General features: G+C 41.7%; 21 protein-coding genes. 5 read left to right on the top strand and 16 right to left on the bottom strand.

Annotated features, from left to right (window positions below; genetic code table 11):
* Positions 1-170: 170 nt before the first annotated feature.
* The 7 genes from MHI37_RS01350 to MHI37_RS01320 form a co-directional block, all read right to left on the bottom strand.
* Entirely contained in the window at positions 171-1,214 is a 1,044-nt protein-coding gene (locus MHI37_RS01350; protein WP_076339565.1) for an NAD(P)-dependent alcohol dehydrogenase, read from the bottom strand.
* Positions 1,215-1,263: 49 nt separating this feature from the next.
* Positions 1,264-3,693 (bottom strand): EAL domain-containing protein, encoded by a 2,430-nt coding sequence (locus MHI37_RS01345; protein WP_256710699.1) that lies wholly within the window; start codon positions 3,691-3,693, stop codon positions 1,264-1,266.
* A gap of 291 nt (positions 3,694-3,984) precedes the next feature.
* Complete coding sequence (locus tag MHI37_RS01340; RefSeq protein WP_076339563.1) at positions 3,985-4,737, bottom strand: glucose 1-dehydrogenase; 753 nt, start codon at positions 4,735-4,737, stop codon at positions 3,985-3,987.
* Positions 4,738-4,758: 21 nt separating this feature from the next.
* Positions 4,759-5,205 carry a MarR family transcriptional regulator gene (locus MHI37_RS01335; RefSeq protein ID WP_144023801.1) on the bottom strand — a complete coding sequence of 149 codons (447 nt, stop codon included), beginning with the start codon at positions 5,203-5,205 and terminating at the stop codon, positions 4,759-4,761.
* A 374-nt stretch (positions 5,206-5,579) separates the two neighbouring features.
* Complete coding sequence (locus MHI37_RS01330; protein WP_144023800.1) at positions 5,580-7,301, bottom strand: hypothetical protein; 1,722 nt, start codon at positions 7,299-7,301, stop codon at positions 5,580-5,582.
* Between the two features lie 149 nt (positions 7,302-7,450).
* Positions 7,451-7,843: a hypothetical protein gene (locus tag MHI37_RS01325; protein WP_076339561.1), complete on the bottom strand. Its 393-nt coding sequence runs from the start codon at positions 7,841-7,843 to the stop codon at positions 7,451-7,453.
* Between the two features lie 156 nt (positions 7,844-7,999).
* On the bottom strand, positions 8,000-8,404 hold the full coding sequence (locus MHI37_RS01320; RefSeq protein ID WP_076339560.1) for a DoxX family protein: 405 nt from the start codon (positions 8,402-8,404) through the stop codon (positions 8,000-8,002).
* Between the two features lie 433 nt (positions 8,405-8,837).
* Here MHI37_RS01320 and MHI37_RS01315 point away from each other — a divergent pair, with 433 nt between their 5' ends.
* The gene (locus MHI37_RS01315; RefSeq protein WP_076340119.1) at positions 8,838-9,389 is read left to right on the top strand and encodes a cupin domain-containing protein; all 552 of its coding nucleotides are present in this window, start codon (positions 8,838-8,840) and stop codon (positions 9,387-9,389) included.
* A 113-nt stretch (positions 9,390-9,502) separates the two neighbouring features.
* Here the strand turns inward: MHI37_RS01315 and MHI37_RS01310 are convergent, their stop codons facing one another.
* Complete coding sequence (locus MHI37_RS01310; RefSeq protein ID WP_076340118.1) at positions 9,503-10,984, bottom strand: YdiU family protein; 1,482 nt, start codon at positions 10,982-10,984, stop codon at positions 9,503-9,505.
* A 197-nt stretch (positions 10,985-11,181) separates the two neighbouring features.
* Between MHI37_RS01310 and MHI37_RS01305 the strand changes: the two genes are divergently transcribed.
* Both MHI37_RS01305 and MHI37_RS01300 read left to right on the top strand, forming a co-directional pair.
* Positions 11,182-11,811, top strand: coding sequence for a YfbR-like 5'-deoxynucleotidase (locus MHI37_RS01305; protein ID WP_076340117.1), 630 nt, complete (start codon positions 11,182-11,184; stop codon positions 11,809-11,811).
* Between the two features lie 377 nt (positions 11,812-12,188).
* Positions 12,189-12,767, top strand: a complete 579-nt coding sequence (locus tag MHI37_RS01300; protein WP_076340116.1) for a methyltransferase domain-containing protein — start codon at positions 12,189-12,191, stop codon at positions 12,765-12,767.
* A gap of 343 nt (positions 12,768-13,110) precedes the next feature.
* Here the strand turns inward: MHI37_RS01300 and MHI37_RS01295 are convergent, their stop codons facing one another.
* From MHI37_RS01295 to MHI37_RS01260, 8 genes are all read right to left on the bottom strand, one after another.
* Complete coding sequence (locus MHI37_RS01295) at positions 13,111-13,545, bottom strand: MarR family winged helix-turn-helix transcriptional regulator (RefSeq protein WP_076340115.1); 435 nt, start codon at positions 13,543-13,545, stop codon at positions 13,111-13,113.
* Positions 13,546-13,552: 7 nt separating this feature from the next.
* Positions 13,553-14,506, bottom strand: coding sequence for a zinc-binding alcohol dehydrogenase family protein (locus MHI37_RS01290; RefSeq protein ID WP_076340114.1), 954 nt, complete (start codon positions 14,504-14,506; stop codon positions 13,553-13,555).
* Positions 14,507-14,731: 225 nt separating this feature from the next.
* A complete protein-coding gene (locus MHI37_RS01285; RefSeq protein ID WP_076340113.1) occupies positions 14,732-15,040 on the bottom strand; it encodes a hypothetical protein in 309 nt (102 codons plus the stop codon).
* A 7-nt stretch (positions 15,041-15,047) separates the two neighbouring features.
* Positions 15,048-15,320 carry a hypothetical protein gene (locus MHI37_RS01280; protein ID WP_342556525.1) on the bottom strand — a complete coding sequence of 91 codons (273 nt, stop codon included), beginning with the start codon at positions 15,318-15,320 and terminating at the stop codon, positions 15,048-15,050.
* Positions 15,317-15,580 carry a sigma factor-like helix-turn-helix DNA-binding protein gene (locus tag MHI37_RS01275; RefSeq protein ID WP_342556556.1) on the bottom strand — a complete coding sequence of 88 codons (264 nt, stop codon included), beginning with the start codon at positions 15,578-15,580 and terminating at the stop codon, positions 15,317-15,319. The genes MHI37_RS01280 and MHI37_RS01275 overlap by 4 nt, the downstream gene beginning before the upstream one ends.
* A gap of 399 nt (positions 15,581-15,979) precedes the next feature.
* Positions 15,980-16,705: a Fic family protein gene (locus MHI37_RS01270; RefSeq protein WP_083676428.1), complete on the bottom strand. Its 726-nt coding sequence runs from the start codon at positions 16,703-16,705 to the stop codon at positions 15,980-15,982.
* Between the two features lie 278 nt (positions 16,706-16,983).
* Positions 16,984-17,673: a Crp/Fnr family transcriptional regulator gene (locus MHI37_RS01265; protein WP_076338423.1), complete on the bottom strand. Its 690-nt coding sequence runs from the start codon at positions 17,671-17,673 to the stop codon at positions 16,984-16,986.
* A gap of 433 nt (positions 17,674-18,106) precedes the next feature.
* Complete coding sequence (locus MHI37_RS01260) at positions 18,107-19,096, bottom strand: aldo/keto reductase (RefSeq protein ID WP_076338484.1); 990 nt, start codon at positions 19,094-19,096, stop codon at positions 18,107-18,109.
* Between the two features lie 233 nt (positions 19,097-19,329).
* Between MHI37_RS01260 and MHI37_RS01255 the strand changes: the two genes are divergently transcribed.
* Together MHI37_RS01255 and MHI37_RS01250 are read left to right on the top strand one after the other, a co-directional pair.
* Positions 19,330-21,015 carry a sigma-54-dependent transcriptional regulator gene (locus MHI37_RS01255; protein WP_076338424.1) on the top strand — a complete coding sequence of 562 codons (1,686 nt, stop codon included), beginning with the start codon at positions 19,330-19,332 and terminating at the stop codon, positions 21,013-21,015.
* A gap of 169 nt (positions 21,016-21,184) precedes the next feature.
* Positions 21,185-22,177, top strand: a complete 993-nt coding sequence (locus MHI37_RS01250) for a 2-keto-3-deoxygluconate permease (protein WP_076338425.1) — start codon at positions 21,185-21,187, stop codon at positions 22,175-22,177.
* Positions 22,178-22,197: the final 20 nt, after the last annotated feature.

Below are 22,197 nucleotides of genomic sequence, written 5' to 3'. Positions count from 1 at the left end.
TAAAATCATCCGATAATATTTTAATATTTAAAGAGCCTTTGGACTTGCTGCTTAGATTCAACTACTATTATCCTCAGGTACGGCTGACACTATCCGCCCGTATCGCAACACAGAAAAACCGACCTTATGAGGTCGGCTTTCATGCTGGTGAATGCGAGGGCATTTCTTTATTATTTTGGGTAAATCATAATTTTCATGCTGCTATTCTTCTGATGTATGGCCATATCTAGCGCCTCTTGAATATCATCAAGTTTAAACTTGTGTGTAATTGTTTTTTCAAGCTGTATCTTGCCCGACTGCAGCGCTCGTATCGCCGCAGGGTAAGTATTCGCATACCGGAACACACCCAGTACATCAATCTCTCCATCTATAAGTTCATTAACATTTATACCAATGCTAGCGGCAGCGGGAAGTCCTACTAGTACAATCTTTCCTCCCCGCTTTACATGAGCCGTTGAAGCTGCGATCGCTCCAGCATTTCCTGATGTTTCAATAATGACATCTACACCCTTGCCATGCGACCACTCGTTTACTTTGTCTTGAAGCGACTCTGTCATCGGATCACAGACATCGGTAACACCCATCGTTTTGGCAAGCTCTCTGCGATACTCGACTACATCGCTTCCATAGATCTCTGATACACCGAATAAGCGTGCTGCAGCGACTGCGAGTTGTCCAATCGGGCCTAAACCAGTGACCAGCACTCGATCTTCAGGCTGAACCTGAGCACGTTTCATCGCATGGAAACCAACGGATAGCGGTTCAAGGAGAGCTCCTTCTTCAAAACTCATTTCGTCCGGCATAGGAAATAAAAAATCTGCACGGACGGCTACGTATTCTGCCCAAGCTCCATCAACTGGGGGCGTAGCCATAAAAACAACATCCGGGCATAAATTGTAGCGGCCGCTTTTACAATTTTCACAGCGGCCACAGGTCACTCCCGGTTCAACAGCGACACGATCTCCTACTTTAATATGCTGTACATTCTCACCTACCTCGACGACTACACCAGCAAGCTCATGTCCAAGTATGAGGGGCTGCTTCACTTCATAGCGACCAATCTTTCCATGCTCATAATAATGAACATCTGAGCCGCATATGCCGATGCATTTCACTTCAACTAACGCTTCATCTGCTTTTACTGAAGGAATCGGTACTTGTTTTACTTCGATGCTCCCTTGGCTTTCCAACACAGCTGCTTTCATTGTTGACATCGCTACTACACCCTCTTGTCTTTATTTTTCTACTATACTATCACTCTTCCTAGTGAAAGCGCATCCCTTTTCTGTGATCCCGTAGAAATGTATTAGCTTCGGTATCCGCAAGAGGCTTGCTATAATAATACCCCTGTACTTCCTTGCACTGTTGTTGCTTCAGGAAATCAACATGCTCCTTCGTCTCCACACCCTCAGCAATAACGGCTATCCCCATATTGTGTGCCATATCAATAATGGTTTTAATAATCGCTTGATTGCTCACACTCAAATGACGAACGAACGACTGATCTATTTTTAGCCGATCGATCGGAAACTGACTTAAATAGCTTAACGAACTATATCCTGTGCCAAAATCATCAATGCTAATTTTCACTCCCAAGCTTTTAATGCGATTTAATACCCGAATGGTTTGTTTGGCATCATGCGCAATACTTTCGGTAATCTCAAGCTCCAGAAATTCCGGCAATAAATCGTTCTCTTCTAAAATCTCTTTAATGATCTCATGAAAATCATTTTGCATAAACTGACGCAATGAAATATTGACTGCAACCGTCAGCTGCTCATACCCCGCTTGATGCCATTGCTTCACTCGTCGACACGCCGTTCGCATTACCCATTCTCCGATTGGAATGATCAAGCCTGTCTCCTCTGCAATCGAGATAAATTCCATAGGTGGTACAAGGCCCAGCTCAGGATGCATCCAACGGATTAAAGCTTCCATACCTATAATTTCACCAGTATTAATTTCAACCTTCGGTTGGTAATACAAAATAAACTGGTTCTGATCAAGAGCTCTGCGCAGATCACTCTCCAGCTTTAGCTTGTTAGCTATCGCTTTATGCAATTCCTTAGTGAAAAATTGATAGTTATTCCTTCGTTTTTCCTTAGCTAAATACATCGCTGCATCTGCATTTTTAAGTAAAATTTCAATATCATCTCCATCGTCTGGAAACATACTAATTCCAATGCTCGGCGTGCTGTATATTTCCAGGTGCTCGATATAAAATGCCTCAGACATCCGATCAATGATCCGTTTTGCAATCACTTCAATTTCTGTCCGAGTAATATTAGGAAGGAACAAGGTAAACTCATCCCCTCCTTGCCGAGAGAGAAAATCGCAGCTTCGCAAGCATTCCGATATCCGTTTCGAAACGGCCTTTAACAAATGATCGCCCATAGAGTGTCCGAGTGTATCATTAATCGTTTTAAATCGATCCAAGTCAATAAATATGATGCCAATTTGTTCTGATTTTTCTCTCGCATGAGCGAGCGCATTCATTAATTCATGATTGAACAACGTACGATTAGGTAAATGCGTCAACGCGTCATAGTGAGCCATATAATGAATGGTATCCTCCGCTTTTTTTCTTTCGGTAATATCAATCATAGACCCTACAACTTCAACTATTTTTTCATTTTCCTGAATAGGAGACAAGGTCATATAAAAATGCCTATCCAAATACTCCATCTCAAAATTTACAACCATTCCAGCCAATGCATTGCCCAGATTAAGCTCCATTAGCTCTGCAACATGATCGTTGAAAATCTCATGCGGTGTTTTATTCAAAACCTTGTCCATCGTCAAGCCCAGCTCTTCAGCCAGCTTGCCTTCACTTAATGTATACGTGAATCTATTGTTATCATCCGTTTCCATTTTAAAAATACAATTTTGCAGATTTTGAACGGTTCTGCGAAAATCACTCTGCAGTGCTTCTGCAAGAGCAGTCTCTGCCTTGATCCGATCCGTAATATCCGTGCGAATGGATACATATTGATAAGGAATACCACGATCATCGAGATACGGTACAATCGTTGTATTCATCCAATATTCGCTGCCATCCTTTGCGCGGTTTTTCACCTCGCCCTTCCAAACCTCTCCCTGCTTGATCGTCTCCCACATCGACTTGAAGAAGGATTTCGAATGATAACCGGAGTTAATAACTCGATGCGTCCTTCCAACTAGCTCCTCACGAGAATACTTAGAAATTTTGCAAAACTTGTCGTTAACGTAAGAAATGGTCCCCTTCTCGTCCGTAATTGCCACAATGGAGGATTCATCGAGTGCATTTGTAATATCATGCAAATCCTTTATTGTTTTTGTGAACGAATCGTCGGACACCTGGCCACTCGTCATTTCCGTTCCAATTATGATATATTGAAAAATACGGTTTTGTTCATCCTTTAAAGGAATAATAGTGATGTCCAGCCAATAATCGTTTCCGTCCTTCGACTGGCTCATGATTTTACCTTCCCAAACGTTCCCTTGACCCACAATTTGAAGCAATTGGTCAAAGTATGAATGAGAATAGCTTTCTGAACTGATTTTTTTATAGTTATATCCGATTAATTCATTTTTTTCATACCGAGACAATGCTAAAAACTGATTATTCGCATATGTAATCGTTCCTTTTTCATCGGCTAATAAAATAATAGATGACTTTTCAATCGATGATATCGTAGATGTTAAATCTCTCATGTCAGTTATCATACTCCTAGTCATAGCTGTTTTTTGGTTCATAGTGCTAATAGATCTATACGCTCTAATTATCGGTATTGGAAATCGTATAGCATAGTTGTAACAAAGGGTTCATCGGCAGTTGAATCAATAAAATGAATATCAATTTGGTCTTTTGGGACACTTGTAGTCAATAAAATGCAAAAATCCACAACCGCGGACGATTGTGGATTAAAATGGTGGTCATGCCCATAATAAAAAGCTAAGGATTCCGGCCTATGGCCGGCGTCCCTAGCTTTAATTTTAACAGCATTATTTAGCGTAATATCCGCCATCAATCGGCAGTTCAATACCTGTAATATAAGACGATTCATCCGAGGCTAGGAACAAGACACCGTTAGCGATGTCCTCGGCTTTGCCAAGGCGCGGAAGCGGTGTTTGAGCAAGAAACCACTGCTTCATTTTCTCGTCTTTCATAAGATCTACAGTCATTGGGGTCTCGATATAGCCTGGGTGTATAGAATTAGCCCGAATGTTATGCTTTGCAAAATCAACAGCCGTCGCCTTAGTAAGCATTCGAACAGCACCTTTGCTCGCCGTGTACGGGCCTGCGCCGCTGCCTCCAGTCAAACCGGCAATAGAGGAGATGTTTATAATAGAACCGCCGCCAGCTGTAATCATATGAGGTATAACGTATTTTTGCCCAAGAAAAATGCTTGTTACGTTAATCGACATCGTTTTTTCCCAGCGCTCAACCGTCTGGTCCATGAATGGCGTTGGATCAGAAATGCCGGCATTGTTCACAAGGATATTAATTTGGCCAAATTTGCTGATCGTTTGCTCTACGACTTGAACCCAGTCCTCTTCGGACTCTACATTATGCTTAATGCCGAGAGCCTCGCCGCCCATATCCTCGATCTCACGCACAACCTCCTGCAATTTTTCTTCCTGCAGATCCGTAATGACGACCTTCGCGCCTTCTTTGGCAAATAGGAGCGCATCAGCTTTTCCCATACCGCCTGCTGCGCCAGTTACAATAGCTACTTTATTATCTAATCTTCCCACGCGAAAAACCTCCTATGAATTTCACTCTGATTTTTGCTCGTTGCTCTTGCTCTCCATCTTCGCAATCATTTTTTCATAAGAAACAATAAGCAGGTCCAGCTCCTCATCCGTAAAATCAGACCATAAATCATCCGTCAGATACCGATATCTCTCCAGCATGCGCTGCTCAACCTCGCGTCCCTGCTCCGTTATTTTCAAATAAGTCTGCCGTCTGTCCGTCTCCGAAACCACACGTTCAATGTAGCCCTTCCGTACCAGCTTATTGCTTAAATTGGTAATGGCAGAGAGCGTCACGTCCATGATGTTTGCAAAATACGAGCTGGTTAACATGTCTTGCTTAGCTAACGTCTGAAGAATATAAAATTGAGGTGCCGGTAAGTCACTATCACGAATTTTGGAGAAATTGCCCACTATCGCCAGCATATGATGGCTAACCAAATTGGACAATTGGTTTTGCTTGTCCAGCATTTCACACCTCGATCGCTAGCAATTAAGTGCATTAGATTTAGTTGTTATATTAATAGTTAAGATCTCTTAACTAATATTAGTTTATTCCCATTCTAGCTTTTAGTCAAGTGAGCTGTTCTTTTCCTTCTCCACATATGCCAGACCATTGCTCATATTTGCTGTTGCCTATTTTCTGGTCATGATGGTTGCTGTTATCCTTACTTTCATGAAATTGAACAAAATGAAAAAAAAGCGCTAGTCAGCTTCAAGCTAGCATCTATCCATGCTGTATAAGTATATCCACACCAAAAAATCCACAACCCTATGCGGCCGTGGATTTATTGCGCTTCGAAACACTACATATAGGCACATCATAATCCCAATTAATCATGTTCTCAAAACTTAATTTTCTTATGAATATGTAATAGTTTTTGCAGGGCCGATGAACCCACAATTGGACTAATACCTTTGGCATATTCCTTCCTCTGATCCTTCCATTCGGACTGAAGCCATTTTTTCCAATGATCAATTGCAAGCGTCCGAGCAGCTTCATCCCCTTTTTTCGCGGCATCAACGATATTTTGAATATTCATGACAACCTGCGGCCAATCTGTATACCGCTCTTCAGGCCTATTGCCAATTACTTTGATCACTTCTTCAAGCAGCTCAACATATTCCGATTGCCATTCGACTACCGTATGATCATCAGGATAAACCTTAAATACATTGCCGCTTGCCACAGCCTCTTTCCCCATAGCGCCTACCTGTCCGAAATTAGTATAACTATCCCCTTGTATGATAGTACTCCTCAATTGAGCAAGCTCTTCATAACGCTCTCTGTCATTTATTTTATGGAGCTCCTGCTCCCACTCTTTGATGCTATTCATAAGTCGTTCTCGGCGGCTATCAAATCCAATTCCTTTACAAATAACCGAGTATGCAGCTTTATAAAAAGGTTCGGCCGTTTGAACAACGTGATCCATCTCTGATAAAAAACGTTTGACTAAAGGGTTATAGGCGGTACCCTTAGGTGCCCCTGCCTCAGGCTTAACCAAGCTCATATCTGCTAAATGCTCCTTATGCCTTTTCGTTACGACATAATAATCTTCATAAATCCGTTTTTTTAGCAACACCAATTCATGAATATGCAAAATTCTCCAAAAAGAATGGAGCACAGATTGCCGTTTACGCTGCGGGCTATATAAATATAAATTTCCTTGTGGGGAAGCGAGCAGCTGTTCTTTGACGATCGTTTCCCCAATCCTACTATTCATATTTAGAATAGTTGGGGAGCTATGAAACATGCTGGCTGTCAGCTCATCCATGTTATCATCACTAACAACAGAAACAGAGCTGCTCCACTCTTTATCATTCGTTTTAAGTTGTGTACCATCCTCAAACAGAGAAACCGCAATGTTAGCTGTGATTTGTTTCATTAGTTCATTTAACTTTAATTCGCCAAGCTTACTTTTCCATACCCAAGTATTTCCTTTCCGTCCAGGGCGGGTCTCTTTAACTAAATCATGAATGTCACGCGCACTCCTTGCCTCTGTTCCTTTCAAAGCAGTAGCCAGATGAAGTCCAATGTATCCGCTTGGATAAAAATGAATGAATAGCTTACCCTTGGCTACAGAGTTATCATTATGGAACATCTCTATCGGCATAGACGGTCTCAGCTCAAAATATAAATAATTCATTCGTTGATCTTCAAGCTCTGGATTGTAGCCAAAAAACGGAATATCACGTAAGGATGCGGCATCTACATTGTCAGAATGATCATATGGATTCCAGTAATCTGTTTTATTCGATACTAATAATGCTAAATCTTCACGATCATAGGCTGAATCAATGTAAAAGGCTCTTTTTGTATTAAAGCATACCTGACCCATATGACGTATAAAAGGAGCGTTGGTAACTGGGTATCGTTCCCTTTTCACCTGTGTATATGGACTGCCATTTACACGATAGTAATCGTATATCGCTAGTCGCATATCTTTATAACAAGTCTGGCTTGTATACATGGGCTGAAACGCCTTCCTGAGACGACCACTGCTATTAAAGGGTTCTTCACCCAACGAAATCATTTGCGATTGAACGATATAGACGGAACGCGCCACTTTTTATCTACCCCTCTACAAATAGAAAAAACTATTCATCTTGATCAGGACAGGACAAACCTTATCCTCCTTTCACCTATCAACGGTGTAAGCGGTCAACGACGAATAGTCACTTCTATTATATCTAGTATTGGATATTACTTTCAAGCTTATAACGTAGATAGGCCTAGCAGTTTTAATAACGGTAGACTCAGCGTAACCACATCAGCAGTAATCGCTAAAAACTTCAAAGAGGGCTCTTTCAGGCTGGCTAGCCAGGAATGCCATTTGCTCAAAGCGTTTTCCTGCTTCTCGGTTTCCTTTGACTCGGACGCTTCAATAAATTCTTCTAAATGCGCTGCACCTGTAAGGGCTTCAGCCGTCTTTATCTCCGTCGCATTTGCCGAAATAATCTTGTTCATAAAATCTTTCAGCAGCAATAACTGCTGCTCATTCATATTATTCAATGCCTCGGTATTTCCTTGATTAAAAATAATTTTAGAGGCACGAGCCTTTTTTCCCATAGCACCAACTTGTCCATGATTTGTATAGGTATCTCCCACTAAGTCGACCCCCTTGTAAACAAACAATATTTTCTAGATCTTATTTTATATTCTCTATTAGATATTGTCTATATAGTGACTGCTAGCGAGCCATAATGTAAAATCACCAGGCAATAACACAATGGGGCTATTCACAGTAGAATCCAATGAATCCACTTATGCGCTGCGTTTTTTGAAAAGTATTTGATCGACCGATAATGGGGTTGTTTCTGAAACAATTAAATAAATAGACACCAACATGAAAGCTAAATCCAGCTCGTACCCCGCCATTTCTGCACTTCCAAGCAATCCCACAGAAAGCTTCATGGTAACAATCGCGCCAGCGAGCATAATCGTGAAGATAGCTGAAACAATACGTGTAAATAGACCAATAATAAGCAGGAAACCACCGAGCAGCTCAAGCAGTGCTACGACATAAGCTAAAAATCCTGCAACTCCCATCGAGCTAAACCAAGCTTCAACATTCCCTAGTCCCATTTGCAATTTACTAATTCCATGAGCTAAAAATAATATTCCCAAGACTACGCGCATTAATGTCGATACTGCTGCTATTTTCGTCATCTTTTCTTTCTCCACCTTTTTTCGGGTCAACCTAATAATCAGTGCTTGACAGCCTAAAGTAGATTGAGAGGAGAGTAAGAGGGGGCTGAAGAAGCGGAGCGTTTGCCTTTGTTCCCAGATATCACCCCTTAGGTGGGTGAATACAGAATATCTGGGAACAACAGCGATCGGAAGCCCCCTCTTGCTCGCAGCGGTAGTTCAGCTTCCCCAGGTCAAGCACTGATTTCGGTTTGGAGCCCTTTTTTCATTTTATTTTTTACATTTCAGTCATGGAAATATTTATAATTCGGCCTCTCTCCGCCTATTAATATAACCAATAGAAATATAAAATTTGTATAGTAAATTTAACGCACATCAAAGTAGCTTGTCAATAAAATAATTGTTATTATTAATTTATAATCTGTATTACAAATATTTTGAGGAGTGAACACGAATGGACATCGGGTCTACCATACGAGCAATTCGGAAACGGAAAAATATGACCATCGCTCAAATCTGTGAAGAAACAGGCTTATCTCAAGGCTTTATGAGCCAGGTTGAAACAAATAAAACATCACCCTCCATATCAACCTTAGAAAGTATAGCCAATACGTTGAAGGTGCCATTAGCTTATTTGCTTCTAAAAAATGAGGACCGCATGAATATCGTGCGTAAAGAAAACCGCATGATCACAAAAAGCGGCAGTGAAAATTTAAAGGTAGAGCATCTGAGCTCAACAAAAAAAGTACGGATGATGATCGTCGAGCTGCCGCCTGGCGCTTCTACAGGTAAAGCCCCACATGCGCATGAGGGAGAAGAAGTACATGTTGTCATCAAAGGGAAAATCTATGCCGAGCAGGGGGAGGATGCCGCAGAATTTGAAGAGGGTGATTCCTTTAGCTGGAACGCTTGCACACCCCATATGGTAAAAAACATTGGAGAGGAGCCAGCAACTGTACTGATAACCGTTTACACTGAAGCTGAACATACGCAAAATCTGATTTAACTAATAATTATGAAGCTAGACAATCAGCAGCAGGATCACTTGTAAAAATAGAAAAAGGGCCATTAAATGCCCTTTTCTGTAGACGTTTTTTTATTCATAATGGCTTAGCCACATCAGGTTCCGCAAAAGGTTTGGTATGGATACGCGGATTCCGCAGGCAGTGCAGCATACGCAGCCTGTTCGGGAGAGTGCGCGTAGGGGCTTGAAAGTACATCAAGCAATCGCTCCATCACGCTGTAGTCTCCTTCTTTCACTGCTGCTTGAATCGCTTCCTCTACCCGATGGTTGCGCGGGATTATTGCTGGATTGCTGCTTCGCATCAGCTGTTGCACGGAGGCGTGGGACTCCTTCTGCCTTCCTAATCTCGCCTGCCACAGATCCTGCCACTGAGTAAATTCCTCAGTCTCAAACAGGACCATTTCCTCCGTTTTATCAAAGGTTAACGCCCGAAATGTATTCGTATAGTCCGCACCATGTTTCTGCATTATGCTCAGAAGACCTTCGATAAGCGATTCATCCTGCTGTTCTTCATTAAAGAGTCCCAGCTTTGCCCTCATTCCAGCTAGGAAATTACGGTGATACAGCTCAGAAAATTCCGAAAGCGCGTCTTCAGCCATTTGAATAGCCTCGGCCTCGTCGGTATGCAGCAGCGAAAGCAGAGATTCAGCAAATCTCGCGAGATTCCACACAGCAATATGCGGCTGATTGCCATAGGCATAACGACCATGAGTATCAATCGAGCTGAATACTGTTGCTGGGTCATAAGCATCCATGAAGGCGCAAGGACCATAATCAATGGTCTCCCCGCTAATGGCCATATTGTCGGTATTCATTACCCCGTGAATAAAGCCCACGAGCTGCCATTTGGCAATGAGATCAGCCTGACGTTTAATGACTTCCTTAAGCAGCGTAATATAGCGGTTCTCATCTGTGTCAACCTCTGGAAAATGTCTTTGCAAGGTATAATCAGCAAGAGCCCGCAGACCCTGCCCCTTGTCCACGTTTGAAGCATATTGATACGTACCAACGCGCAGATGGCTAGCAGCTACTCGGGTCAAAATTGCGCCAGGCAGCTTTGTTTCACGAATTAATGACTCACCAGTCTCCACGACTGCTAAGCTGCGGGTCGTAGCAATGCCAAGCGCATGCATCGCCTCGCTGATAATGTATTCGCGCATCATCGGTCCAAGTGCTGCTCGCCCATCGCCACTGCGGGAGTATGGGGTTCTGCCTGCACCTTTGAGCTGAATGTCAACTCGCTCCCCAGTAGGTGTAATCTGTTCGCCAAGCAGAACGGCGCGTCCATCCCCCAACTTATTTAAATGCCCAAATTGATGTCCTGCATAAGCTTGTGCTAGCGGCAGCGCACCTTCAGGAATTCGGTTGCCTGCCATCACCTCCGCGCCATCATTGCTTTGCAGCGCTTGAGAGCTCAATCCCAAAGCTTTCGCCAGCGAATCATTGAATATAATCAGCTTCGGTGAGCGCACTGGGGTTGGGTTCTGTTTTGCAAAAAGAGAGTCCGGAAGTCGTGCATAACTGTTGTCAAAGTTCCAGCCTGTTTCTATCATCGAATTGCTAATGTTATCTGTCATTGTATCTCCTTTTGGCTTTATTGTTTGCCTCTTCCTTTTAATTATACCCTTTCCACACACCGACAGTAAGTTTCTGTGAATTAGCTGTTTGTCACCATATATTACCTATTTTATTTAATCATCCATTAACAAATAAGCTTTATACTAATTGTAACGCTTCACATTTTACATTAAATTAGAGAAAGGAATTGTATGCTATGGGAATTCATACGTACTTTCAATCACTTAACGATCTCGAACGTATTATTCGTTGTCCTGGCAAATTCAAATTTGAAGAGCACAGCGTATCCGCTCATTCATGGAAGGTTGTACAATACGCAAAAACGTTGGCAGATATTGAGGAAAGCAATGGCGTCACGATCGATTGGAAGAAGCTTTACGAGATTACTAGCAGCCATGATTATGGTGAAATATTTATTGGAGACATTAAAACACCCGTTAAGCATTACTCCCTAGAACTGCGCGGCATGCTGCAGCAGGTAGAGGAGGGAATGATTGCTCTTTTTATAGAGGACAATATCCCAGAGGAGTTTAAGCCTATTTTCCGCAGACAGCTGCGCGAAGGCAAGGACGATTCCGTCGAGGGTCTTATTCTTGAAGTGGCCGATAAGCTTGATCAAGTTTATGAGGCGCTTACTGAATTGCAAAGAGGCAATACGGAGAAAGAATTTGTGGTTATGTACCGCGAAGCGCTCATCAAAATCAAAAAAATCAAGCTGCATTGCGTAGATTATTTCTTAAAGCATATTTTACCTGACATCGTTAAGGAAAGCTCCAATTGCCCCGTTGACATCCAAAAGATTACAAAGGAAGCTTTAGAGGTTTAACTTCAGCTTTAGCTTCCATTTTTAACCTCCTCACCGCACACTTTGCACCCCCCTATATTTCCATATGTCTGAATTTCAAACAATCCACAATCGTATGATCAAATTTAACGCCTTCCTCTTTTCCCTTTCTACCATTTCTTTAAGAATCTCCTGAAAACAGTGTGACTATGAACCTAATTTATGCAACGTTACCCATCCAGTAGTGCGAAGAGCCCTTCATTATTAATTAATGAAACTCTGTATCAAGCTCTTCTGTAATCTATTTATCAGCATCACTCACCCTTGCTTTCTCTGACGCATATGATGCTTGGAAAATATTCATGAAGGTCGACAGGGTATCATTGTGGACATGATGGTTACGAAGGGAGATTTGAGAATTGGATAAAAAACTTCATTTAGGCTGCGGCAGAACGATTTTACCCGGCTGGGTCAATCTGGATCTAGTTGCCATGCCCGGGGTGGACGTCATTGCCAATCTGGATGAGTGTGCGACTACACCGTTGCCGTTCGATGAAGACAGTTTTGATTATTTCCTTGCCAGTCATCTGCTTGAGCACATCAGCTATCCGCTTCCCCTGATGCAGGAGCTTCACCGGATCGCTAAACCCGGAGCAACCGCAGTTTTCCGACTTCCGTACGGATCAAGTGACGATGCTTACGAAGATCCAACGCATGTAAGGCAATATTTTTTGCAATCATTCGGATATTTCTCCCAACCTTATTATTGGCGCGCGGATTATGGATACCGGGGCGACTGGCTAACTGAAAAAATCACCCTTTATGTCGATCGCAAGAAATATGGCGATAAATCGATAGACGAGGTCATGTATGACACCATGAAGTATAGGAACGTAGTAAAGGAAATGGTCGCCGAATTGAAAGCCGTAAAACCGTTACGGGAAGCACGAAAAGCGCTGCAGATCCCACCACGGATTGAAATTGCTCTTTCAGACTAATACGTAAGGATACTCTAAGCGCAAGGTCATAACAAAAAAAATCCGTAAACCTTATTGGTTGCGGATTTTTCATATATAGTTCTTCGCTGCCATCGATGCGCTCTCCCAGTTGAGTTAAGACTCGCACTAAAAGCACCCAAAAACATCGTATCCTTGCTATTTTCGAGCGAATACTGTCATATCTCATTTATTCATTACGAACCATCCATATTTGGCACTCCACATGTGTCGAGCAGGCAGAGTCAACCTATACAAAGGGAGAGGAAAGCGCAGAAAATCTGCGCTTTCCTACTAGGTAAAGATCGTCTTTGGATGCTTTATTCAGACACCTTGTAATTGGGTACTAGTCGAACCTTTGCAGTGATTCGAATAAACGTCTTAAATTATTCAATAATCCGTTTTTTTCCTCTAAAGTCCAATCAGCCAAAGCTTCACGCATAACACGCTCACGGGCGAGACTAATCATTGCATTAATTTCCTCCCCGTATTTCGTCAATTCAGACACACGAATCCGAGAATCTGAACTTGATGGATAAGTATTTACCAACCCGGCGATCTCTAGCTTATCGATTTGTCGACTAACACTCGAATAGTTTTTTCCCATCATGGCAGCCAAATCACCAACACTAGTTGATTGGAGATGCGCGATCCCAACTAAGACGCGAAAGGTTGCCGCCTCTAAATTAACGCCAGCATTCGTAATCATTTTTTTATCGCGGTCTGGCCTATTCATAATGGAGACTAATTCAATCAGCGCTTTAAAAATTTCTTTTTCCATGTTTTTATTATACCTTAACGACAGGGCGGGGCGTCAATGGCGCGTGCCATGCTTCTTCTATCTCTTCTAGCGCATACTCTTTTGTGGCAATTTTTATCTTTCTCTCGGCGGCCATCTCAAAAACGCCCTTAACAGAGGATAGCATATCAGCTTTAGAGACACTCTTATCTCCGCTACCTACCAGTTCAATAGTTGATGAACGTAATATTGTCGAAGGTAAATGAATGTTTTCTTGTCCAGATGAAGTTCCAATGCTAACGTAGCGGGTTGCGCGATCCGTATTTGTCTTAGCAAGAGCTGACATGATGGCGAATGCGCTATCGCCCCATAGGTAATCCAATATCACATCAACACCTTCAGCAATAACTGGCATTAGAGCTTTTTCAAACCTTTGTTGTCCGTTGTCGACTGTCATATCAAATGCAACGGCCTCATCGGCTCCAAGTGCTTGTAACTTCAATTCGTTACGCCCCGTTACAATGATCTTCTTGGCCCCCAGGCCCTTGGCAATCTGTACGGCCAAACTGCCGGATCCACCAGTAGCGCCATTAATCAACACCGTTTGGCCGGATTTGAAGCCAGCTCGAAATACCAATGCAGCCCATGACGACATAGCTGGGTTGGCGATCGCGGCAGCAGTGAAATCATCAACACCATCCGGTAAAGGGACTGTTAGCTTTTCGTCGACAATGGTTTGCTCAGCCAAACTGCCATACGGCGCAGTTGGTAGTGCAAAGTAAACACGGGACCCATCCACTAAAGTCCCAACACCGTCAATACCGGCTATAATTGGAAAGCTTACCTCAGATGAGTAGTGCATACCCATTGAACGAAACTTACTAACTCGACTTAAAGCTGCAGCCTTTACGTTAATTAAAACTTGGCCCTCTGTCGCAACGGGAGAATCAAAATGACCCATTACGGGAATTGCCCCCTTCTCCTTCACAATTGCTGCCTTCATAGTTAGAGCACCCTCTATCACTTAAGATTATGTGCATATTGCACATAATACAGTATAACAAAAAATATGTGCAAAATGCACATTTTTTCGGATTGTTCCCCCAAAATATAGAAGTTGAAAAGGGCTGACTATGGAATTTCAAAAAATGAATTACGTCCCAAACTCCCTAGCCTCTCACTCTGAGCCTTTATACACCAAGGATACTACAGCTTCCACATGACTCATCTACAGAAACATATCTACAAGCGTAAATTGCTCTAGCATGTAGTAAAATCTTGCTCCATGATCTTCTGCTGCCTCAAGAAAGCATTTTCCCGTAATGACAAAGCTTCCCCCGTGACCATTAGAAAGCACGTATACTTTCACAACCGGGCTATCCCAGCTTTGCCCGTCCTTCGCAGATATGAGCATTGCTTCTAGAGGCTCCGCAACCTTTACCGGAGCTTCAACTTTCGCATATTTCTCTGCCAAAAGCTGCTGTTGCTCCGTAAAAGCCTGCTCAGGCAAAATCCCTTTCAGCTGCTTAATGCTCATTGAAACCTCAGGATATCGGATCTTCCAATGGCACCTTCGGGACGATCACATCTTGATTCTCTTCTTGAACTAGCTTATATCTTTCTTCGTCGATATAAATCACATAACCCGATTCTGTATCCTGCAATACAATATCCTTCTCTTCTGGCATACCCTCGTATTCCTCAATAACCTTTTTCTCAGGTTCAAAATATTGCTTTAATTGATTAACAAAAGCTTGACCCGTATTCGTCGTCACCATCACACCGACGATACTCGCTGCTGCAACAAGTGTCGTCACTCGAATCCATTTATTACCCTTTTTTTTGTCTTTTTCATGTTTGTCTCCTTACTAAGCACTGCACCTCCAGATTCATGCTGTAACAAGTTTTTCAGCTTCATGCGAGCCTTATATAACCGTGATTTAATCGTATTCACATTTTCCTGTAATACAGCTGCAATTTCCAGATCCTTCATATCATGCATATATTTCAAAATAACTGGTATGCGATTATGTTCATCAAGCTGCTGGATAGCAGTATAGAGAGATTCATATTCAATAGTTCCTTCTACCTTCTGTTCTTATTGAAAAGTAATTATATATATTACTCTCATTATTTCGATTTCGTTTTCAGGCGATAAGTGGGAATTTATTCTTATTTTATTAAAATTAGTTATTTTATCATCATTATAGAATTATAAGAAAAACAACCTTATGCGGCGAGCATCAGCTCATTACATAAGGTTGCTTGACTGTTATTATGAATTGGCTACAAATAATGCCCTTGTCAGTAGCATACAAGGAGTTTACTCCACCTACAATTCTCAAAGAAATTCTCAAAATCTTACATGTTTGTGTTTGAAACCAAGCTCTCTTTTTGTAGTCGCCCTTTTGCTGCCACCCGTATAAATCCCTGTAATGTATGCAGCGTGAGTTAGGAGAACCCCTCAGCCTATTATCTATATTAGTTTCAAATAAAAATCGAACGTTTGATCCAGCATTTCAGTAACCAATGAGACGAACATCGTATTATCTCCACTCGTATGAGCATGATCCAACGCCGTATAGTATTCACTTCGGTTTTCTTTTTGAATGACAATGGGAGGGTAACCATTTTTCATTAACTCAAAATTCAACAACAATCGTGCCGTTCTACCATTACCATCAATAAAAGGATGGATACCAACAAAATCAATATGAATGATCGCTGCCCTTTCAATAGGATGCAATCGCTGACCTTCATGCTGATACCAGTTAATGAATCGTTCCATCAAAGACTGAACCTGTACAGTATCAGGAGGGATATGTTGTGCACCGCTAATGATAACATTTTCTTTACGATACACTCCAGCATGTTCATCTTCAATTCCTTTTAATATGAGTCGATGAATACTCTTGATTTGCCATTCCGATAAACTCTCTTGATTCTTAACAATTTCTTCGACGTATAATATTGCATCTTTATGGTTAATAACTTCCAAATGCTCTTTTATCGTTTTACCACCCACTGTGATACCTTCAAGAGCTACTTTTGTTTCTGATAAAGTCAGTGTATTTCCTTCAATAGCGTTGGAATGATATGTCCAATTGACGATTAAGTGCTCTCTTATACTTCTGAGCGTATGGACCGGCAGAGGCCTTTTTTGATCGAGCAAACTTTTCTTCTTATCCATTTGTTCAAACATCTTCTTCACCCCAGCCTCACTTCTAATCATAAGTATAAGATCCTCATTATACCATAATGCTCAAGTAAACAGCACTTTAAGCTAATACGGTCAATGTGCTAAAAAATGTTATTAAGCTTCTACAGTGTGGTCACAATATTGAAACGCTTTCCGTCTGACACATTACAAGAGGCTTGAAGCATTAGTCATCAGACCAATACTTCAAGCCTCTTGCTGACATCAGCCCTACTATCATGAGGCCTTTAAAGACTCAGCTAGCTATAACCAAGCTAATGACATTATGCTCTAACTGAATCGAGTATGCTTCTAAGTGTATCAACGTTACACACGAGTATTTTTTTCTGATCAATCCGTATCAATTGTTCATTTTGTAATTCAATTAATGATTTTGTCACGGTCTCGCGCGCCGTTCCCGTCATATCTGCCAAGTGCTGATGCGTTAGTTTCAAATCGATTAGAACACCTTCAGCAGTGGGCACTCCATGCTGTTCTGTCAAGCGCAGCAGCATGCGAGCAATACGTGTGCGCACGTCGAGTATGGTTAAATCCGTTATTAATTTATTGGCATCACGTAGACGATCCAAGGTTGTTTCGAAAATGCCGATCAGTATTTCAGGCTTGCTTTTTATCAAGGGTAGAAAATCGCGTTTTTTCAAAATACATAAGACAGACTTCTCAATTGTCCTTGCAGAGGCCGAACGTACTCTTTCATTTTGCAATAAAGCCATCTCTCCAAAGAAATCACCTTCTCTAAAAATAGAAAAGACCACATCCCTCGATTGGTTATCTTGGTAGATTTGAATTACTCCAGATATAACCAGATAGAGCTCATCTCCTTCTTCCCCTTCAAAAAAGATAGACTCGCCTTTTTTATATAAACGCTTGGTACATAACTTGGAAATTTCAGCTAAATGTTCCTCGTCAAGATGCTCAAAGAACGGAAAATCTCGTAATACCTGTGGGTTCATCTTCAGAGCTCCTCCAGTATCAATGAAATTACAATCATTACAACATTGCTTGCTATTTATGTAAATGTAATTTTTGCGGGCTATTAAAGCAACAAGTCTATCTTTCAGTATAGCATTAATAATTTTAGTGTATGAAGATTAGTAAAAAAAATTCTGAGTAACGGCTTTTTCAACAAAAAAACCAACAAACGCGTTTGATCCGCGTTATAGTTGGTTTTTTGTTGATGAAATGTTCTACACGATTTCAGGCCTATTTAGAGTTGTTTTCTTTTTAAGTATCGTTTGTTCATATCTTGTAATTTTATCATTTCATGCGTTCAAACACTTTCTTCATCTCTTCCGTTCTGCTCTCCAGTTGCTTACGCTGCTCGATTAGGATTTCTTTTCTAGCCTCAATCGTTTCATCACCCTGTTGAAACAACCCAACATACGATCATCGCATTGCAATAGCACCAACTACCGGATGAGGAACATACGTCTCTTCCAGCGATGCAATTTCTTCTGGTGTTAATGTAATTGATAGAGCCGCTACAGCATCTTCCAGATGAGATATTTGGGTAGCACCAAAAATCGGGGCTGTTACTGGTTCTTTCTGCAACAACCACGCAAGTGCAATTTGAGCGCGGGGAACGCCATGTTTTTCTGCGATTGCTGCAACCCGCTCCACAATCAATCGGTCCGTATTTGCAGTCGCATCGTATTTGGATTTTTGAGCTTGGTCGGTTTCCGAACGATGTGTTGTTTCCGACCAATCACGCGCCAATCTTCCTGAAGCCAGCGGGCTATATGGAATCACGCCGATTTTTTCTTCCTTACAGAGCGGTAGCATCTCCCTTTCCTCTTCACGGTATATGAGGTTTAAATGATTCTGCATAGATACAAACTTTGTCCATCCATTTCTCTCTGCTACATGCAATGCCTTTTGGAACTGCCATGCGAACATGGCAGAAGCACCAATGTATCTTGCCTTCCCAGCCTTCACAACATCATGCAGAGCTTCCATCGTTTCTTCAATGGGGGTATTGTAATCCCAGCGATGGATTTGATAAAGGTCTACATAATCGGTTCCCAGCCTCTTTAGACTCTTATCAATTTCACTCATGATTGCCTTGCGGGAAAGCCCAGCACCATTGGGACCTTCATGCATACGGAAATGAACCTTAGTCGCGAGGACAATTTCATCTCGATTGGCATATTCCTTTAAAGCTCGACCAACAATTTCTTCGCTTGTTCCGTCTGAATAGATATTCGCCGTATCAAAAAAATTGATACCAAGCTCCAGAGCTTTTTTTATAATTGGGAGACTATGCTCTTCATCAAGTACCCAAGGATGAGTCCAACGCTCCGCTACACCAAAGCTCATACAGCCAAGACAAAGCCGAGATACATCCAAACCTGTATTTCCGAGTTTCACATATTCCATTTCATAGTTCCCCACTTTCGAATCGATATGGTTTCCTTCCATTTTACTTTACCTCTTAGAGTTAACTCCAAGTCAAGTACTTGTGCGATATCAATATTAGGCACCTGAACGCCAGGTCGATTGCTCGAAGCCAGAGATACGATTCCGCTCTAAGTTGAGTTATAATGGACTTAATCTCATCACTCAGTAATATACGTTTACTGACCCATTTTATCGTTGAAAGCAGGAAAGTTATGCGTATACAAGTGCATATCATTGCTCCTTATGAAGCAATGGTTCCCATTATTCAAGAATGCATTCCACTATTCCCCAACTCAGATATCCATTATTCTGTAGGGGATTTAGTCAAAGGAGCCGAAATTGCCCATACGGCTGAAAGGGATGGAGCAGACGTCATCATTAGTCGAGGCGGTACAGCTCGATTAATTAAAAAAGCAGTCACGATTCCAGTCATTGATATGCAGCTTTCAGGCTATGATATGATACGTTCTCTAACTTTAGCTAGCCACTCCAATGAAAAAACTGCGATTGTCGGTTTTTCGAATATTACATCTGGTGCACAGTCCATTATTGATTTAATGGATTTGCCTTTAAAGGTTTATACGATAGATCATTCAGATGCGGTCGCCCCGCTGCTGTTAGAGCTTAAAGCTGCGGGATATCGACATATCGTTGGTGATGTCATCACCTTCAACACAGCCAACACTTATGGCTTGAATGGATTTTTAATTCAATCGGGCAAGGAATCGATCATTAAATCTCTTGAGGACGCTCAGCTAGTACACGGTTATCTAACAAAAAAAGAGATTATATCTAGTATTTTCAACCACCTTGCCTTGACGGAGCACCCTAATATTGTTGTTTTAAATGAACAAAACGCAGTTATTTTCGAACACTTAACCCATTTCCATCACAGCCCATTATCTGAAGAGCACATCCATCTTATGAACACAAACCTGTCGTTTAATAAAACGGTAATCACTAACAGTTTCATCGTGGATGAATACCAGCTTTCCGTTACCGCCTATGAGACGGATTTTGGAAATAAAAAATTCAGAGTATATCTGCTAGAAAAAGGGGAGCCGTACCTGTTTTCTCAACGGGGAATGACAGCGTGTTCTGACATTGTTTCTGAGCCGATTGCTGCTGCGTCACATTCAATGCGAATTGCCTTAAATCATATTGAAGCACTCTATAAGCATAACGAAGCTATTCATTTACAGGGAGCTTTAGGTAGTGGAAAATCCTTTATTGTCAGCTACATTCATCAGCATTTTGCAGCTCGAGGCCTATTGTTAAAGGTGGATTTGGCACAATTCAACCCTGAGCAATTAAGCGAAATTCCACTGGTTAAAGTAAGTACTATTGAAATCACGTATGCTGAGCAAGCAGCAGATCGTCACATGTTGCAGCTATTCATCGAGACATGCCTTTCACTGCAAATAGCTGTATTTGTTCTTAGTGAGCAAGCACTTGATAAGCAGAATTTGCAAAGTCTAAAGCTGAATACCATTATTGTCCCTCCGCTATCCGAACGAATTGAAGATATTCCGATCTTCATTCAATATTTTCTAACCGATTATTACCATAAATACGGAACTACCGCTGTCAAAATCAAAGACGATGCATTAAAGCTGATTGAGAATCAAGCTCCATCTATGACTGTTAGTCATTTGAAAGCACTAATGAAGCAAGCCGCGCTGAACGAAAGAGAATATGTCATATCCCTCGAAACCTTAAGCACTATGCTGAATGAACAGCAAAAACCCATGGATACTATATCCTTAAATGGTACCTTAAAGGAAATTGAAAAAGAAGTTATAAATTTAGTGCTTAAGGAGGAGAATAATAACCAATCAAGAGCAGCTGAGCGTCTGGGAATCAATAGAGCTACTTTATGGCGTAAACTTAAAGATTAGTCTTTAGGTTTACGCTTTTCTCTCCCTATAATTGTTGCATTTTTAAACACTTAAAATTGTTTTTGAATTTCTCAAAAAATAACTGTTGCTTTTATAAACATTTTACTTTAGTATAACTCATGCAAACGCTTTATATCTTAATTCACTTTTCAACAAAGGAGCCAATATTATGAAAATTAAAGCGACATTAGATCGTATTCCTGGTGGAATGATGGTCGTTCCTTTACTATTAGGAGCATGTATAAACACCTTCTTTCCAAATGCACTAAGAATTGGCGGATTCACTGAAGCCTTATTCGTGAATAGCGCTAGTGCCCTGATTGCACTATTCTTATTGATTGCCGGCACACAAATTAATTTCAAAACTGCAGGATCATCTGTAGGCAAAGGTGTAACGTTACTCGTTTTCAAATGGGTACTAGGTGCAGGGTTGGGCTTAATCGCCATCTTACTCGCTGACTCTAATGGATTATTTCTAGGCTTGGCACCGCTAGCTATTATTGCCGCAATGACAAACTCAAATGGCGGACTTTATATCGCATTAGCGGGTCAATACGGTAAAGAAGATGACAAAGCTGCTTATCCCTTCTTAGCACTAAGCGATGGGCCTTTCCTAACCATGGTCGCTCTTTCTATCTTCGGTGCTATGGGTTTTGCAAACGGAATGTTCTCCCCTATGTCCTTCGTCGCTGTTCTGCTTCCACTTATTGTTGGGGTCATTATCGGCAACTTGGATCATGACATGGGTGCCTGGTTGAATAAAGGCAGTGACAAGCTAGTACCATTCTTTGCTTTCGCTTTAGGCATGGGAATTAACTTTAGTGCGATTATTAAAGGTGGATTAAGCGGAATTTTACTTGGAGTACTGACTGTTCTTCTAACCGGCGGTATTGGATATATCATTTTTAAAGCGATAGGCTGGAATCCTATTGTTGGTGCTTCAGAGGGGTCTACTGCTGGTAATGCCGTTGGTACACCTGTTGCAATTGTAGCTGCCAACGCCTCATTCGCCCCTATCGCTGAGCTAGCAACTGTTCAAGTTGCCGCCAGTGTCGTTACAACCGCTATTCTCCTTCCTGTCTTTATCGGCTTCTTATCAAAGCGATTAGAAAAGTCGGGTGGAGTAGCTAAATACAACCAACCTAAAGAAAGAAGAGAGTAGCTACTCTCTTCTTTCCAAGG

Source organism: Paenibacillus sp. FSL H8-0548 (assembly GCF_038630985.1).
Lineage (GTDB): Bacteria > Bacillota > Bacilli > Paenibacillales > Paenibacillaceae > Pristimantibacillus.
This window is presented reverse-complemented; position numbering and strand designations above follow the sequence as displayed.

Bases quoted from the DNA above. Each gene is read 5' to 3' on its own strand.
- MHI37_RS01350 (WP_076339565.1), bottom strand. From the start codon at position 1,214: ATGTCAACAATGAAAGCAGCTGTGTTGGAAAGCCAAGGGAGCATCGAA.
- MHI37_RS01345 (WP_256710699.1), bottom strand. From the start codon at position 3,693: ATGAGAGATTTAACATCTACGATATCATCGATTGAAAAGTCATCTATT.
- MHI37_RS01335 (WP_144023801.1), bottom strand. From the start codon at position 5,205: ATGCTGGACAAGCAAAACCAATTGTCCAATTTGGTTAGCCATCATATG.
- MHI37_RS01320 (WP_076339560.1), bottom strand. From the start codon at position 8,404: ATGACGAAAATAGCAGCAGTATCGACATTAATGCGCGTAGTCTTGGGA.
- MHI37_RS01315 (WP_076340119.1), top strand. From the start codon at position 8,838: ATGGACATCGGGTCTACCATACGAGCAATTCGGAAACGGAAAAATATG.
- MHI37_RS01310 (WP_076340118.1), bottom strand. From the start codon at position 10,984: ATGACAGATAACATTAGCAATTCGATGATAGAAACAGGCTGGAACTTT.
- MHI37_RS01305 (WP_076340117.1), top strand. From the start codon at position 11,182: ATGGGAATTCATACGTACTTTCAATCACTTAACGATCTCGAACGTATT.
- MHI37_RS01295 (WP_076340115.1), bottom strand. From the start codon at position 13,545: ATGGAAAAAGAAATTTTTAAAGCGCTGATTGAATTAGTCTCCATTATG.
- MHI37_RS01290 (WP_076340114.1), bottom strand. From the start codon at position 14,506: ATGAAGGCAGCAATTGTGAAGGAGAAGGGGGCAATTCCCGTAATGGGT.
- MHI37_RS01285 (WP_076340113.1), bottom strand. From the start codon at position 15,040: ATGAGCATTAAGCAGCTGAAAGGGATTTTGCCTGAGCAGGCTTTTACG.
- MHI37_RS01270 (WP_083676428.1), bottom strand. From the start codon at position 16,705: ATGTTTGAACAAATGGATAAGAAGAAAAGTTTGCTCGATCAAAAAAGG.
- MHI37_RS01265 (WP_076338423.1), bottom strand. From the start codon at position 17,673: ATGAACCCACAGGTATTACGAGATTTTCCGTTCTTTGAGCATCTTGAC.
- MHI37_RS01260 (WP_076338484.1), bottom strand. From the start codon at position 19,096: ATGGAATATGTGAAACTCGGAAATACAGGTTTGGATGTATCTCGGCTT.
- MHI37_RS01255 (WP_076338424.1), top strand. From the start codon at position 19,330: ATGCGTATACAAGTGCATATCATTGCTCCTTATGAAGCAATGGTTCCC.
- MHI37_RS01250 (WP_076338425.1), top strand. From the start codon at position 21,185: ATGAAAATTAAAGCGACATTAGATCGTATTCCTGGTGGAATGATGGTC.